The 14,861-nt window shown below is 59.4% G+C and carries 17 protein-coding genes; 13 read left to right on the forward strand and 4 right to left on the reverse strand.

Annotation, left to right across the window (positions count from 1 at the left end; all coding sequences use genetic code 11):
• Window positions 1–27 precede the first annotated feature (27 nt).
• Window positions 28–618, reverse strand: a complete 591-nt coding sequence (locus A8O26_RS14440) for a cysteine hydrolase family protein (RefSeq protein WP_007914026.1) — start codon at window positions 616–618, stop codon at window positions 28–30.
• A 239-nt stretch (window positions 619–857) separates the two neighbouring features.
• Here A8O26_RS14440 and prmB point away from each other — a divergent pair, with 239 nt between their 5' ends.
• Window positions 858–1,766 (forward strand): 50S ribosomal protein L3 N(5)-glutamine methyltransferase, encoded by a 909-nt coding sequence (gene prmB, locus A8O26_RS14445; protein ID WP_064118639.1) that lies wholly within the window; start codon window positions 858–860, stop codon window positions 1,764–1,766.
• 99 nt (window positions 1,767–1,865) lie between these two features.
• Here the strand turns inward: prmB and A8O26_RS14450 are convergent, their stop codons facing one another.
• Together A8O26_RS14450 and A8O26_RS14455 are read right to left on the reverse strand one after the other, a co-directional pair.
• The gene (locus tag A8O26_RS14450; RefSeq protein WP_064118640.1) at window positions 1,866–2,657 is read right to left on the reverse strand and encodes a hypothetical protein; all 792 of its coding nucleotides are present in this window, start codon (window positions 2,655–2,657) and stop codon (window positions 1,866–1,868) included.
• A gap of 102 nt (window positions 2,658–2,759) precedes the next feature.
• Window positions 2,760–3,710, reverse strand: coding sequence for an alpha/beta hydrolase (locus A8O26_RS14455; protein ID WP_064118670.1), 951 nt, complete (start codon window positions 3,708–3,710; stop codon window positions 2,760–2,762).
• A 130-nt stretch (window positions 3,711–3,840) separates the two neighbouring features.
• Between A8O26_RS14455 and aroC the strand changes: the two genes are divergently transcribed.
• The 5 genes from aroC (at window position 3,841) to mtnC (ending at window position 8,060) form a co-directional block, all read left to right on the forward strand.
• Complete coding sequence (aroC, locus tag A8O26_RS14460; RefSeq protein ID WP_064118641.1) at window positions 3,841–4,932, forward strand: chorismate synthase; 1,092 nt, start codon at window positions 3,841–3,843, stop codon at window positions 4,930–4,932.
• Window positions 4,933–4,963: 31 nt separating this feature from the next.
• Entirely contained in the window at window positions 4,964–6,109 is a 1,146-nt protein-coding gene (locus A8O26_RS14465; RefSeq protein ID WP_064118642.1) for an MFS transporter, read from the forward strand.
• The gene (locus A8O26_RS14470; protein WP_064118643.1) at window positions 6,106–6,732 is read left to right on the forward strand and encodes a methylthioribulose 1-phosphate dehydratase; all 627 of its coding nucleotides are present in this window, start codon (window positions 6,106–6,108) and stop codon (window positions 6,730–6,732) included. The genes A8O26_RS14465 and A8O26_RS14470 overlap by 4 nt, the downstream gene beginning before the upstream one ends.
• 94 nt (window positions 6,733–6,826) lie before the next feature.
• Window positions 6,827–7,372: a 1,2-dihydroxy-3-keto-5-methylthiopentene dioxygenase gene (locus A8O26_RS14475; RefSeq protein WP_064118644.1), complete on the forward strand. Its 546-nt coding sequence runs from the start codon at window positions 6,827–6,829 to the stop codon at window positions 7,370–7,372.
• Between the two features lie 4 nt (window positions 7,373–7,376).
• Window positions 7,377–8,060, forward strand: a complete 684-nt coding sequence (mtnC, locus tag A8O26_RS14480; RefSeq protein WP_064118645.1) for an acireductone synthase — start codon at window positions 7,377–7,379, stop codon at window positions 8,058–8,060.
• Between the two features lie 183 nt (window positions 8,061–8,243).
• Here mtnC and A8O26_RS30520 read toward each other — a convergent pair whose 3' ends face one another.
• Window positions 8,244–8,522 carry a DUF3509 domain-containing protein gene (locus A8O26_RS30520; protein WP_008080936.1) on the reverse strand — a complete coding sequence of 93 codons (279 nt, stop codon included), beginning with the start codon at window positions 8,520–8,522 and terminating at the stop codon, window positions 8,244–8,246.
• A 390-nt stretch (window positions 8,523–8,912) separates the two neighbouring features.
• Between A8O26_RS30520 and A8O26_RS14490 the strand changes: the two genes are divergently transcribed.
• The 7 genes from A8O26_RS14490 (at window position 8,913) to A8O26_RS14520 (ending at window position 14,505) form a co-directional block, all read left to right on the forward strand.
• A complete protein-coding gene (locus A8O26_RS14490; protein ID WP_064118646.1) occupies window positions 8,913–10,751 on the forward strand; it encodes a long-chain-acyl-CoA synthetase in 1,839 nt (612 codons plus the stop codon).
• 97 nt (window positions 10,752–10,848) lie between these two features.
• Window positions 10,849–11,367 carry an ankyrin repeat domain-containing protein gene (locus A8O26_RS14495; protein WP_064118647.1) on the forward strand — a complete coding sequence of 173 codons (519 nt, stop codon included), beginning with the start codon at window positions 10,849–10,851 and terminating at the stop codon, window positions 11,365–11,367.
• Between the two features lie 201 nt (window positions 11,368–11,568).
• Window positions 11,569–12,099: a hypothetical protein gene (locus A8O26_RS14500; RefSeq protein ID WP_064118648.1), complete on the forward strand. Its 531-nt coding sequence runs from the start codon at window positions 11,569–11,571 to the stop codon at window positions 12,097–12,099.
• Between the two features lie 71 nt (window positions 12,100–12,170).
• Entirely contained in the window at window positions 12,171–12,362 is a 192-nt protein-coding gene (locus A8O26_RS14505; RefSeq protein WP_064118649.1) for a PLDc N-terminal domain-containing protein, read from the forward strand.
• Window positions 12,363–12,598: 236 nt separating this feature from the next.
• Window positions 12,599–13,474 carry a polyamine aminopropyltransferase gene (speE, locus tag A8O26_RS14510; RefSeq protein WP_064118650.1) on the forward strand — a complete coding sequence of 292 codons (876 nt, stop codon included), beginning with the start codon at window positions 12,599–12,601 and terminating at the stop codon, window positions 13,472–13,474.
• A gap of 237 nt (window positions 13,475–13,711) precedes the next feature.
• A complete protein-coding gene (locus tag A8O26_RS14515) occupies window positions 13,712–13,945 on the forward strand; it encodes a hypothetical protein (RefSeq protein WP_064118651.1) in 234 nt (77 codons plus the stop codon).
• A 212-nt stretch (window positions 13,946–14,157) separates the two neighbouring features.
• The gene (locus A8O26_RS14520) at window positions 14,158–14,505 is read left to right on the forward strand and encodes a ribonuclease E inhibitor RraB (protein ID WP_007914059.1); all 348 of its coding nucleotides are present in this window, start codon (window positions 14,158–14,160) and stop codon (window positions 14,503–14,505) included.
• The last annotated feature ends 356 nt before the right edge of the window (window positions 14,506–14,861 follow it).

A 14,861-nucleotide genomic window follows, 5' to 3' on the forward strand; every position in this document is an offset into this window, starting at 1 on the left:
GCGCCGTGAGCCGCTCATCAAAGCAGATCAGATCAGGTCTTGAGTCAGCGCGAGGGTGGCGAAATTGTCCGCCATGATCGCCATTTCAGCTTCCTGCACGACGGCAGCGCTGAGCACGCGGCCCTTGAACGGCAAGTCGCGGGTGGCGCAGGCGTCTTCCACCAGGGTGCAACGAAAGCCCAGGTTTTTCGCGGCACGCACCGTGGTGCTGACGCTGGAGTGGCTCATGAAACCGCAGACGATCAAATCCAGCGAGCCAAGGTTTTGCAAACGGTCCAGCAGTTCGGTGCCATGGAAGGCGCTCGGCAGCAGTTTGCCGATGATGGTTTCATCACCTTGTGGCTCGAGGCCCGGGATGAATTCGCCGCGTTCGCCCTGCGGGTCGAAAAGGCCACCGACGGTGCCGAGATGACGCACGTGCACGATCGGCCGACCGGCTGCACGGGCTGCGGCAACCACTTGTTTGATGTTCGCGACGGCCGCGTCCATGCCGCTCAGGGCCAGCGGGCCACTGAGATACTCTTTCTGGGCATCGATGATGACCACGGTGGCATGGCTCAGTGTGGCCGCTGCGTAACCGCGACCGCTGAGTTGAAACATCGTTTTTGGAACGGACATTCTGGGGCTCCTTGGGGTGGGGCTTTTGCGACATTGTCCTCTGGCTGAGCGGTTCTGTGAATCGCTACCATCGTAGGCACCGTCGTTTCTGGCCTGCAGCCTTGTCAAGTTACACGTTCTGTTCAATAGCTGATGCAAAAAAAAGAAAACTCCTACCGTCGCCGCGATGTTTTTCCTGCGTCGTCGTCGCGCGTTTTGGCTGTTAGAATCGCCAGTCGTTTTTTCTGGAGTTCTGCCCCGTGATCACTTCCCGACTTCGTACCCTGCGCGACCACATTCGTTGGGCCGTCAGCCGCTTCCATGGGGAGGATCTGTTTTTCGGCCATGGCACCGACAACGCCTGGGACGAAGCCCGGCAGTTGGTGCTCGGCGCTTTGCACCTGCCTTGGGAAATCGCTGACAGCTACCTCGATTGCGCGCTGGAAGACGACGAGCTGGTCAATCTACAGCGCCTGCTCAAGCGCCGTATCGAAGAACGCATTCCCACCGCTTACCTGTTGGGTGAAGCCTGGTTCTGCGGCATGTCGTTCATTGTCGACGAGCGCGTGTTGATCCCGCGTTCACCGATTGGCGAACTGATCGAAAATCACTTTGCGCCGTGGATCGGCACCGAGCCGGCGCGCATTCTCGACCTGTGCACCGGTTCCGGTTGCATCGGTATCGCCTGCGCCTACGAGTTCCAGAACGCCGAAGTGGTGCTTGCCGATCTGTCGTTCGAAGCGCTGGAAGTGGCCAACCAGAACATCGAGCGGCATGGCGTCGATGAACGTGTCTACACCGTGCAGGGCGATGGCTTCGATGGGTTGCCGGGGCAGCGTTTCGACCTGATCGTGTCGAACCCGCCGTACGTGGATGCGGAAGATTTCGCTGACATGCCGGACGAATATCAGCATGAACCGGAGCTGGGTCTGGCTTGCGGTGATGACGGTCTGAACCTGGTGCGCCGCATGCTCGCTGAAGCGGCGGATCATCTGACCGAGAAGGGCTTGTTGATCGTCGAAGTGGGCAACAGCCAGGTGCACGTTGACGCGCTGTACCCGGAAGTCGATTTCGCCTGGCTCGAATTCGAGCGCGGCGGGCATGGTGTGTTCATGCTGACGGCGGAGCAGTGCCGCGATCATCAGGCGCTGTTCGCTTCCCGCATCTGACCCTTAAAAGCTTCGCGAGCAGGCTCGCTCCCACAGGGAAATGCATTCCAAGGTGGGAGCGAGCCTGCTCGCGAATGGCCGCGACGCGGTCTCAAGCCATCAGCGGTGCGTCGCAATCCAGATCAACAACCCCGCCTGAAACACCGCAAACGCCACCAGACAAGTAATGGTGAAGCGCAATCCCGCGTCTTCACGCTTGAACTTGCTGACCTTCTCGTCCTGCTTCTTCAGCTTCACTTCCTGCTCAGCCAGATTCTGCTCGGCCTGCTGCAGCATCTGCGCCGCTTCAAGAATCTCGACGATCTGCAGCTTCTCGCTGTTCCAGTCGCCGAGCAGATCACCGACCAGCACATCCTTGACGCTACCCTTCAAATGCTGGGCATCGGCGTAGACCACATCAAAGCCGTGCACGCGCAGGAAATGATCGCGACGCAGACGCGTGTCTTCGTTCAGCGCGTCCTTGTTGTTCAAGTCCATGCCGTCGACGGTGTAGGCGGGCCAGCGTTTTTTCGCCCAAGTGATGGCTTGTGCGGCCATGAAACGGCCGATCCCGCGGTTCAGCGGTTCAATCTGCAAGCCGCTGTCCGGGCCGAAGCTGACGCGCTTGGTGGTGTGATCGACCCACACATCGAGATGGTTTTGCTCTTTGCGAACGCGCTGATTCGGCAGCTTGATCGCCATGCGCATCAGGCTTTTTTCTTTGCTGTTGCGTTCGGCGTAACCGAATTCGACAAAGCGCAACGGCCGCCCGCCGGTGTTGCGGTCGGTCTGCAGCGGGGCCAGGCGGAGCATCTTGTGGTGCTCGACGTGGACATCCGCCCACGGCAGCTCGACCGCTGGCGGTGCGTCTTTTTCAGCGGTGGTGTCGGGTGAAGTCTGGGTATCAGTCATAACGGCGAGATCCTGTCCAAGCCCTGCTTGCCGCCAGCCATTGCGCTGGCGACAAAGGCTTATCGGCCGTTTCTTTCAGGACTAGAGGGTAAACGGCGCTTATCAGGTGCGAAGTCCGTCAATAAACTCGATGATTTTGGCGCCGAGTTCTGCCGCCAGCGGCAAATTCGGATCCTTGTACGAGGCCAATTGGCGCTTCATGTCGTTGTGCACGATGCGCATGACATGGTTCATACCTTCAATCACTACCAGTTCGGCGTCCGGTTTGGCGGCTTTGAGCAGCTTCGCGTCCTCGGTGCCGACCTGAATGTCGTTGCTGCCCTGAACAATCAGCGCCGGCATCTTCAGTTGCGCGAAAGCCTTGGCCGGATCTTGACGGAACAGCGAAATCAGATACGGCTGCACGCTCGGGCGGAAAATCACCTGCAATGGCGGCGGGACGTTGTCATCGATGTGACCGGCCTTGAGGCTGTCGAGCAATTCATTGCTGCGCAGCATCAGCGGCGGGGGCAGGCTGCGCGCCAATTGCTCGCGAATCACCTGATCGACCGGGCGGGCGCTGCCGGACAGGGATATCACTGCCGCTGCGTCGACTTTCGGCGCGGCGAGGCTGGCGATCAACGCACCTTCACTGTGGCCCAGCAGGATCAGCTTGCCGAAACGCGGATCGGCCTTGAGCTTTTGCCCCCACGCCACCGCATCCGCCGCATAGGCCTCTACCGACAAATTGCGCTCATCGGGTGTCGCCGCCAGGCTCGCCGCAACGCCGCGCTTGTCGTAACGCACGCTGGCAATGTTGTGTTTGGCCAGCACCCACGCCAGCCGTTTCAAGCTGTCGTTGCGCCCGCCGTCGGGGTTGTTTCCGTCACGGTCCGTAGGACCCGAGCCAGAAATGATCAGGACAACCGGCACCGGACTGTCGGACTTCGGCAGCAACAGTGAGCCGAAAAGCTCACCGGTGCCGGTATCCAGAGTGACTGGGCGTTGTAGGACCGTCGCTTGGGCAAAGCCCGTAAACAGGGAAAGACTCAAGATCAAAACTCGCAGCATCATCACGCCATCATTCGTCAAGGTGCCGGTTGGACTCACCAACACCACTAAGGTTCGAGGATGAACTAGTCGGTTAGCCTGCGTATACTGGCGCGCATCACGAATTTGGGTTTGATTTCACGGAGCGTCCTGCATGTCCGGCAATACCTACGGCAAGTTGTTCACTGTCACCACCGCTGGCGAAAGCCATGGTCCGGCGTTGGTCGCCATTGTCGACGGCTGCCCGCCGGGCCTGGAGATCTCCCTCGAAGACCTGCAGCGCGACCTCGATCGCCGCAAGCCCGGCACCAGCCGCCACACCACCCAGCGTCAGGAAGCCGACGAAGTCGAAATCCTCTCCGGCGTGTTCGAAGGGCGCACCACCGGTTGCTCGATCGGCCTGCTGATCCGCAACACCGACCAGAAGTCCAAGGACTACTCGGCGATCAAGGACCTGTTCCGCCCGGCCCACGCCGACTACACCTACCACCACAAATACGGTGAGCGCGATTACCGTGGCGGTGGCCGCAGCTCGGCGCGCGAAACCGCGATGCGCGTGGCCGCCGGTGCAATCGCCAAGAAATACCTGGCCACCCAGGGCATCGTCATCCGTGGCTACATGAGCCAGCTCGGCCCGATTGAAATACCGTTCAAGACCTGGGATTCAGTGGAAGAGAACGCCTTCTTCAGCCCGGATCCGGACAAAGTGCCAGAGCTGGAAGCCTACATGGACCAGTTGCGTCGCGACCAGGATTCGGTCGGGGCGAAAATCACCGTCGTCGCCGAAGGCGTGATGCCGGGTCTGGGCGAGCCGATTTTTGACCGTCTCGACGCCGAACTGGCTCACGCGCTGATGAGCATCAACGCCGTCAAAGGCGTGGAAATCGGCGCCGGTTTCGCCTCGGTTGCACAACGCGGCACCGAACACCGCGATGAAATGACGCCACAAGGTTTCCTCAGCAACAACGCGGGCGGCATCCTCGGCGGCATTTCCTCCGGTCAGCCGATCGTTGCCCATCTGGCGTTGAAGCCAACATCGAGCATCACCACCCCGGGCCGTTCGATCGACATCCACGGCAACCCGGTCGACGTCATCACCAAGGGCCGTCATGACCCGTGCGTCGGCATCCGCGCGACGCCGATTGCCGAAGCGATGATGGCCATCGTGTTGATGGATCACTTGCTGCGTCACCGTGGCCAGAACGCCGATGTGCGTGTGAGCACGCCGGTGCTGGGTCAGCTTTGATGGCAGGCCTCGAAGCCGTCGCGGCATAACCGTGGCGGCGCTCCCGTACTGGCGGCTGTCCAGTTTCTATCTGTTCTATTTCGCCTTGCTCGGGTCGACAGCGCCGTTTCTGGCGCTGTACTTCGATCACCTCGGCTTCAGTCCGGCGCGGATCGGTGAGCTGGTCGCGATCCCGATGCTGATGCGCTGTGTGGCGCCGAACATCTGGGGCTGGCTCGGCGACTACACCGGCAAACGCCTGGCCATCGTGCGTTTTGGCGCGGTGTGCACGCTGCTGACGTTCTCACTGATTTTTGTCAGCAAGACCTACGCCTGGCTGGCGATGGTCATGGCGCTGCACGCGTTCTTCTGGCACGCGGTGCTGCCGCAGTTCGAAGTCATCACCTTGGCGCATTTGCAGGGGCAGACCTCGCGTTACAGCCAGATTCGCCTGTGGGGCTCGATCGGGTTCATCATCACCGTGGTCGCGCTCGGTCGTCTGTTCGAATGGCAGAGCCTAGACATCTACCCGGCGGCGCTGGTGCTGATCATGGCCGGCATCGTCCTTAGCAGTTTGTGGGTGCCGAACGCGCAACCGCCGCAATGCAACCGGCCAAGCGGCGAGGGTTTTCTCAAGCAACTGCGCAATACCGGCGTGCTGGCGTTTTACGGTTGCGTGGCGTTGATGCAGATGAGCCACGGCCCGTATTACACCTTTCTGACTTTGCACCTTGAACGGCTCGGCTACACACGCGGCACCATTGGCATGCTCTGGGCCGTGGGTGTCGTCGCTGAAGTGTTGATGTTCATGGCCATGAGCCGGATTCTCGCGCGGTTTTCCCTGCGCCGGGTGCTGATGGCGAGTTTTCTGCTGGCGGCGCTGCGCTGGTTGCTGCTAGGTTCGTTCGCCGAGTTTCTGTGGGTGCTGTTGTTCGCGCAGGTTCTGCACGCGGCGACCTTCGGTAGCTTTCACGCCGCGGCCATCGCCTTCGTGCAACGTAGCTTCGGCGCACGCCAGCAAGGCCAGGGCCAGGCGTTGTACGCCGCACTGGCCGGCACTGGCGGTGCACTCGGCGCGTTGTATTCCGGTTACAGCTGGAATGCCCTCGGCGCAACATTGACCTTTAGTATTGCCAGTCTCGCAGCGCTCGCTGCTGCCGTTATCATTGCCACACGTATGCAAGAGGACAGGCCATGAGCCTTACGCGTGAACAACTCGCCCAGCAAATCGTCGACGCCGGGCGTTTTCTGTACGGCCGCGGCTGGTCGCCGGCCACCAGCAGCAACTATTCGACGCGCCTGTCGCCGAGCGAAGCGTTGCTGACGGTGTCGGGCAAGCACAAGGGCCAGTTGGGCCTGGACGATGTGCTCGCCACCGATCTGTCGGGCAACAGTCTTGAACCGGGCAAAAAGCCGTCCGCCGAAACCCTGCTGCACACCCAGCTCTATCGCTGGCGCCCGGAGATCGGCGCGGTGCTGCACACCCATTCGGTCAACGCCACGGTGTTGTCGCGCCTGACCCCGCAAGACTTTATCGAGTTCGAAGATTACGAACTGCAAAAAGCCTTCAGCGGCATTTCGACCCACGAATCGCGGGTGCGCGTGCCGATTTTCGACAACGATCAGGACATTGCGCGCCTCGCCGCCAAGGTGCAGCCTTGGCTCGACGCCCACCCTGATTGCGTCGGTTATCTGATTCGCGGCCACGGCCTCTATACCTGGGGCGCGCAGATGAACGACGCGCTGCGGCAGATCGAGGCCTTTGAATTTCTGTTTGAATGCGAGTTGAAAACCCGCAGCGTCATGAACCGCCAAGGCTGACTTCACCGCAAGTAGCCCATTTGCCTGATGAAATGCTGTGCCCGACCGGTCTGCAAGAACCGGACGGCAAGGCCGATACCGAGGAATTGCCCCAATGAGCAGCCTGTCCGTCTATCACGTCTCAAGCCCCGACATTCCCAACAAAGTACTGACCCACTTTGAAGACATCGCCTCGACCCTGGCCAAGCAGGGCGTGCGCTTCGACCGCTGGCAAGCCGCCGCAAAGATCCAGCCGGGCGCGACCCAGGAAGAAGTGATCAGCGCTTATAAAGAACAAATCGACAAGCTGATGACCGAGCGCGGTTACATCACCGTCGACGTCATCAGCCTCAACAGCGATCATCCGCAAAAAGCTGAGCTGCGTGCCAAGTTCCTCGAAGAACACCGCCATGGCGAAGACGAAGTACGCTTTTTCGTCGCCGGCCGTGGGCTGTTTACCTTGCACATCGACGATTACGTCTACGCCGTACTCTGCGAGAAAAACGATCTGATCTCGGTGCCGGCCGGTACCAAACACTGGTTCGACATGGGCGAACATCCGCACTTTGTCGCGATCCGCCTGTTCAACAACCCTGAAGGCTGGGTTGCCAATTTCACCGGCGAAGACATCGCCGGGCGTTTCCCGCGTCTGGAGGACTGATTCGATGTCGATCAAAGCCATTGTCACTGACATCGAAGGCACCACCAGCGCGGTGAGTTTCGTCTTCGACGTGCTGTTTCCGTATGCAGCGAAACACCTGCCGGATTTCGTCCGGCAGAACGCCGAACGCGCCGATGTCGCTGAGCAACTCGACGCTGTGCGCCGCGATAGCAATGCGCCGCAGGCCGATGTTGAGCGGGTTGTTGAAATTCTCTTGAGCTGGATCGAGGAAGATCGCAAAGCCACGCCGCTTAAAGCTTTGCAGGGCATGGTCTGGGCCCAGGGTTATCACGCCGGGCAGTTGAAGGGGCATGTTTACCCGGACGCGGTGGAAGCACTGCGACGCTGGCACGCGGCGGGTTATCAACTGTTTGTGTACTCGTCGGGCTCGATTCAGGCGCAGAAACTGATTTTCGGCTGCGCGGAGGCGGGGGATCTGACGCCACTGTTCAGCGGGTATTTCGACACGACGTCAGGGCCCAAGCGTGAGGCGCAGTCTTACACCAACATCCAAAAAGCCATCGGTGTTGAACCGGCGGAGATCCTGTTCCTCTCTGACATCGTCGAAGAGCTCGACGCCGCGCAAGCGGCCGGCCTGCAAACCTGCGGCCTGGCCCGTGAAGGCGGGGAGTTGGGAAGCCATATCACTGTCGATACTTTCACCGGCATCGAACCCGAAGCTTTCTAAACACACATAAAACCAATGTGGGAGCGAGCTTGCTCGCGAAGGCGGAGTATCAGACGAAAAATTTATCCCTGACACACCGCTTTCGCGAGCAAGCTCGCTCCCACAGGGGATTGGCATCAGCCATAAAAAACAGGCCGTGAAGCGAGAGCTCCACGGCCTGTTTTGTTTAAAGCGCTTTAAAAGTTACAGCGAGTGATACGTCGGCAGAGCAAAACGCTGTTGGCTCTGCAGCATTGCAATTTGCGGCAGCTCACTGGCTTGTTCGGCCAGGTCACGACGAATCGCACTGATCGCCCACGACAGTTGGTCGCCCGCATGCAGTTGTTGATAAGTCAGTGCGCGTTTAAACACTTTGCCATCGCTGCTGCGCAGAGTCAGCAGGATCCCGCCATCGGGACGTGGCGCAGTGGTGACGTCGAAGTTGGAGAACAGGGAGGTAAATTTTTCTTGGATCAGGCTCATGTCTTTCAGCTCCGTATGCACTTGAATGGCAAGCATGCAGAGGAGGTTGCAGCGATTGTGCCAGCATTTGAAAATAAAATTATCGTTATAAATCAATAGCTTAAAAATAATGAAAATTGAGAGGGTCGTGCAAACTGCATGAATGGCCATCGTGCATCCTGCATTTTGCGGGATCGTTGTCGATTCGACGGAACCAATCGCCGATCCGCAGATCAGCTCCGCTCCCCAAAGATCAGCGGATACAAAACATTGCAAAAACCGCGTGTACAGGCCGAGAAGCGCTGACGTATTTTCGACCTCGACCCGCGCTCGAATGCGTCCGTTGGTCCACGCCAAAGCCCGAAAAATAAAAACATCGACCTGCACGCCAGGGTCGAACGGGGAGCTTCCATGAGTCACGCGCCAAGCGACACGATTACCTGGGGCATGATGCTCCGCAAACTGCCGATGATCGCCAAGGCCATCCCACGGGTGGTCAAAGGCATGAAGGTGGCCAACGTCACGGATCCGACCCAAAGCTGTGGCCTTGGCTGGACGTTTGAGCAAGCGACGCTGCGCAATCCCGAAGGGCCTGCGCTATTACAGGGTGACGTGCTGCTGACCTATGCGCAGGTCAACCAGTGGGCCAACCGCATCGCGCACTATCTGAACGGGCAGGGCATTGGCAAGGGCGACGTGGTCGCGGTGTTCATCGAAAACCGCCCGGAACTGCTGGTGACGATTCTGGCGCTGGCCAAAGTCGGTGCGGTCAGCGCGCTGCTCAATACCTCGCAGACCCGCGACACGCTGATCCACAGTGTGAATCTGGTGGTGCCGGTGGCGATTGTCGTCGGCGAAGAGCTGGTTCCGGCATTCGCGGCGATTCGCGATCAAGTGGCGATTACCGCGCCGCGCACCTGGTTTGTCGCTGATCAGGACACCTACAGCCATCCGGGCATTGCGCCCGAAGGCTACGTCAATCTGATCAGCGCCAGTGCCGACGCTTCCAGTGAGAATCCGCCGAGCAGCCAGCAGATCTTCTTCGACGATCCGTGTTTCTACATTTACACCTCCGGTACCACCGGCCTGCCCAAGGCCGGGGTGTTCAAGCACGGGCGCTGGATGCGCAGCTCCGCCAGTTTCGGCATGATCGCCCTCAACATGGGCCCCGACGATGTCGTCTACTGCACCTTGCCGCTGTACCACGCCACAGGTCTGTGTGTGTGCTGGGGCTCGGCAGTCAACGGCGCCTCGGGTTTCGCGATCCGCCGCAAGTTCAGCGCCAGTCAGTTCTGGAACGACGTGCGCCGCTACCGCGCGACCACCATCGGCTACGTCGGCGAGTTGTGCCGTTATCTGGTCGATCAGCCGGCCAGCGCCGATGACAGCCGTCACGATGTGCGCAAGATGATCGGCAACGGTTTGCGCCCGGGCGCCTGGGCCGAATTCAAGACGCGCTTCGCGGTGGATCACATCTGCGAGCTGTACGCTGCCAGCGACGGCAATATCGGTTTTACCAACATTCTCAACTTCGACAACACCATTGGTTTTTCGCTGATGGCCTGGGAGCTGGTCGCCTACGACCACGACAGCGGCGAGCCGCTGCGCAGTACCGACGGGTTCATGCGCAAGGTCGGCAAAGGCGAGCAGGGCTTGTTGCTGGCGCGCATCGACGAGAAAGCACCGTTGGACGGCTATACCGATCCACAAAAAACCGCCAAGGTTGTCCTGCACGACGTGTTCAGCAAGGGCGACCGCTTCTTCAACACCGGCGACCTGTTGCGCAACATCGGTTTTGGTCATGCACAGTTTGTTGACCGCCTCGGCGACACTTATCGCTGGAAGGGCGAAAACGTCTCGACCACTGAGGTGGAAAACCTGCTGCTGCAACATCCGCACATCTCCGAGGCGGTGGCTTACGGGGTAGAAATCCGCAACACCAACGGGCGCGCCGGCATGGCCGCGATTACTCCGGCAGAATCCCTCGCCACGCTGGACTTCGCCGAGTTGCTGACCTTCGCCAGGGAACGTATGCCGGCGTATGCGGTGCCGTTGTTCCTGCGAGTCAAGGTGAAGATGGAAACCACCGGCACGTTCAAATACCAGAAAACCCGCCTGAAAAACGAAGGCTTCGACCCCGGCCAGACGGGGGATGACCCGATCTTCGCCTGGTTGCCCGGCACGCAGACGTACGTTCGGGTGACTGACCAAGTGTTGGCGGAAATTCATCAGGGTAAGCATCGTTATTGAATCTGGCTATGAAGCGGCTTGAGAAAAAGGGGGTGACAGCCACCGTCGCGCTCAGGAAACTGTCGGCTTTCCGATTGACCGAAAGTGGAGTTGCCCCATGTCCGAACAAAGCCGCCAGATGACCCCTGAAGAAGCTGCCGAATTCACCGAGCAGGTTTTCAACAAGGCACGCGACGGTGATGCCGAGATGCTTGATCGCCTGGTCACGGCCGGTTTGCCGGTGAACCTGAAGAACAGCAAGGGCGACACCTTGCTGATGCTGGCCAGCTATTACGGTCATGTCGACGCGGTGAACGTGCTGCTTAAACACAAGGCTGATCCGGAAATGCGCAATGGCAATGGCCAGAGCCCGATTGCCGGTGCGGCGTTCAAAGGTGATCTGGCGGTGGTCAAGGCGCTGGTCGAGGCGGGCGCCGAGATCGAAGGTTCGTCATTCGATGGCCGCACGGCGTTGATGATGGCGGCGATGTTCAATCGCGTGGAAATCGTCGATTACCTGATCAGCAAAGGCGCCAATGCGCAGGCCAAGGATGCCAATGGCGTGACCGCGCTGGACGCGGCGCGCACGATGGGTGCGGTCGATACCACCGCGCAGCTGGAAAAACTCCAGGCCTGAAAACCGTCGCGGTTTTTGTGGCGAGGGGGCTTGCTCGCGTTCCGGTGCGTAGCGCCGGTTTTTTTTCAGGGCTGCTGCGCACCCCAACAGGGGCACGCCCCCTCGCCACAGATAACCCTTTCACCTCAGATGTCGGGTGAGCCGGAGAATGCGTTATCCTTCGCGCCCTCGAAATTCACCTTCGCCACAGGATCCGCCCTCATGAAAGCCGCACTCGTCGAACTCATCAGCAAAATCAGCTCCGGCTGCATGGGCGAGGACGAGATCCTGAACGTGGCCGATGAAGCGGCGCAAGCCTACGCCGATGCCGACGCCTTTCTCGCTGCCAACCCGGACATCAACTACGACGACACTTTCCCGATCCCGTTGGGCGAGTGGGTGGTGGTCGGCAGCCTGCCGGAAACCGTGCTGTTCCAGGCCGATACCTACGTTGACCTGTTCGCGCAGATCGTCGCTTCCTTCGGCCCGGGCGTGGACTTCAACCTCAAGCCCAAGCAACTGGCCAAGACCGAAGCGTTGACCGCACTCAACCGCATCCAGGTGCAGATGAGCAGCATGAACAAGGAAAACGGCGGTTACACGCTGATGAACTTCAGCCAGTTGCTCGACGATGAACTGCAAATGGTACTGGTCTACGGCAACGACGTGCCACGCGTACTGGAACTGTGCGCCGAAGTCGGCATTGCGGCTGCGCCATCGCTGGAAGCGTTGAAAGTCGCCGTTCACGTCTGATTGCAATAAAAGGGAACCCTGCGCGCGACCGTCTATCCTAAAAGTGCATGCCACTATTCTGGAGTGACACCATGGGTTCCACGTTTAACGGTCTGATCGGCCTGATTGTTCTCGCCCTCGACATCTGGGCCATCATCAACGTGTTGAAAAGCGGCGCGACCACCGGGATGAAAATCGTCTGGGTGCTGCTGATCATCCTCCTGCCGGTGCTGGGCCTGATCATCTGGGCGATTGCCGGACCGCGGGGCAACGTGCGGATCTGAAGCTGATAACGCTGCAACACCCCTGTGGGAGCGAGCCTGCTCGCGAAAGCGCTGGATCAGTCACCGACAATGTTGACTGACACGCCGCCTTCGCGAGCAGGCTCGCTCCCACATGGGATTGTGGTGGGCCGATGAAGTGAGGTTCGACCTGTCATCTTCGGCAACGTAGAATGCGCGCCTTTCCCGGGCAATCGTCCCCACGATTGACGCCCGCGCATTCATCGGAGCACTTCACCATGACCGTCACCAAAACCAGCGAGTACCTGGAAACCCTCTACGAAGGCTACGGCCAGCGTTTTCGCATGGAAAAACTGCTGCACGAAGTGCGCACCGAACACCAGCACCTGGTGATTTTCCAGAACCCGCGCATGGGCCGGGTCATGGCGCTGGACGGCGTGATCCAGACCACCGAAGCCGACGAATTCATCTACCACGAAATGCTCACCCACGTGCCGATCCTCGCCCACGGCAGCGCCAAGCGCGTGCTGATCATCGGCGGCGGTGACGGCGGCATGCTGCGTGAAGTGAGCAAGCATGCGGGCGTTGAGCACATCACCATGGTCGAGATCGACGGCACCGTGGTCGACATGTGCAAAGAATTCCTGCCGAACCACTCCAGCGGCGCCTACGACGATCCACGTCTGAACCTGGTGATCGACGACGGCATGCGTTTCGTCGCCACCACCACAGAAAAATTCGACGTGATCATCTCTGACTCCACCGACCCGATCGGCCCGGGCGAAGTGCTGTTTTCGGAGAACTTCTATCAGGCCTGCCATCGCTGCCTGAACGAGGGCGGTATTCTGGTGACCCAGAACGGCACGCCGTTCATGCAGATCGACGAGGTGAAAACCACCGCCGGCCGCCTGAACAGCCTGTTCCCGGACTGGCACTTCTATCAGGCTGCGGTGCCGACCTACATCGGCGGCTCGATGACGTTTGCCTGGGGTTCGACCAACCCGGCCTATCGCAAACTCAGCCGTGAAACCCTGCAACAGCGCTTCATCGGCAGCGGCATTGTCACCCGCTACTACAACCCGGAAATCCACATTGGCGCGTTCGCCTTGCCACAGTACGTGCTGCAAGCGATCAACAAGCCAAGTAACGACTAAAAGAACACCGCAATACCCCTGTGGGAGCGAGCCTGCTCGCGAAAGCGGTGCGTCATTCAACAAAAATGTTGCTGACATACCGCCTTCGCGAGCAGGCTCGTTCCCACATTTGTTTGCTCCACACGATAGATGTCGTTTTTTTCATCTTCGCCCGCTGTAATCCTTTTGAACCAACTTTCGGCATGTACAGTCGAGATAGGTGTAAGCCCACTTGCGGGTTTGATCGAGGAGGCACCGATGCAAAAGTGGAAAGTCACTTTCGTGGACGATCATGGTGAAATTGTCGATGAGGTGTTCGAGCGCGCCGAATGCCCCAGCGACGATGAGGCCGCACAACTGATCAAGGCGAAGCTTCTGCCCGTCGCCGCCGCCCTGGATCTGAACGATCTTGAAGGGCGCACTCCCGATGCTGGCGTCAAAAGCCTGAAAACCCAGAACAGCATCGAAATCCGCAGCATCACTCCCATCTGAAATACTTCTTGTCACCTGCACCACCAGGCCTTGGCAGCGGCTCTATCTTGGGGCTACTCTGCAAGCGAGATCAGCGAACGGATCGCTAAGGTCTGGTCTTGTCAGCTACATGCTTGTTTCCCGCGCGCAACGACGTTGCCGTAGTACTTTGGCCGGTAAGGCCCGGGGCGGGAATACGGAAAGTCTATCCATCTATCCGAGGGGGACGATTCATGAGCACAGCCTATCAAGAAGACATCAGCAGCAATGTACTGCGCCGCATGAAAGAAGGCGGTTTCGATTTTTCCCGATTCCATCCCATCGAGTTCTACGCCATTTTCCCGGACGAGGAGCGGGCGCGCAGGGCGGCAGGCAAATTTCGCGGTGAATCCATCAATGCCCAGGTCAGCGTGCGTGATGACGGTGCGTGGGCGCTGGAATTGAGCAAAGTGATGTACGCGACGTATGACGATATCGGCGACTTCGAGCAGGGTTTTTCGGCGGTGGTCGAGCCCTTGGGCGGCATTATCGAAGGCTGGGGCGTGAAGCAGGAGGTGCGCAATCGCCACCGTTTGAACTGATCTCCTTGCGTAACTGTTAAGCAACGGCTGACCTTTGGGTCGGCCGTTGTCGTTTCTGGCATGCGCAAAGCACCGTGGCAAAACCCTGAAACAAGAATCCGAGGCAAAAAAAAGCCACCGGAGAGGGTGGCTAAAAGGGAAGACCGAGAAGGAGAGGAAACCGCTCAGGGTTACAGCGGGGCGGGCTGCGAGGGCAGTCCAGGTCAGTTGAGCTGGCGACTTCGCGGCGCCGTGCGCGGGGAAGTTTTGCAGCGAATGCGCGGATTATCCGCAAGCAGCGCCGGGCAGTGAAATCAACTCTGACTATGCTGGTGATAGGCGATGCAGTGCGTCGCAATGAAGCGGGGGCAATCGGC

This window comes from Pseudomonas fluorescens (assembly GCF_001648775.1).
Lineage (GTDB): Bacteria > Pseudomonadota > Gammaproteobacteria > Pseudomonadales > Pseudomonadaceae > Aquipseudomonas > Aquipseudomonas fluorescens_M.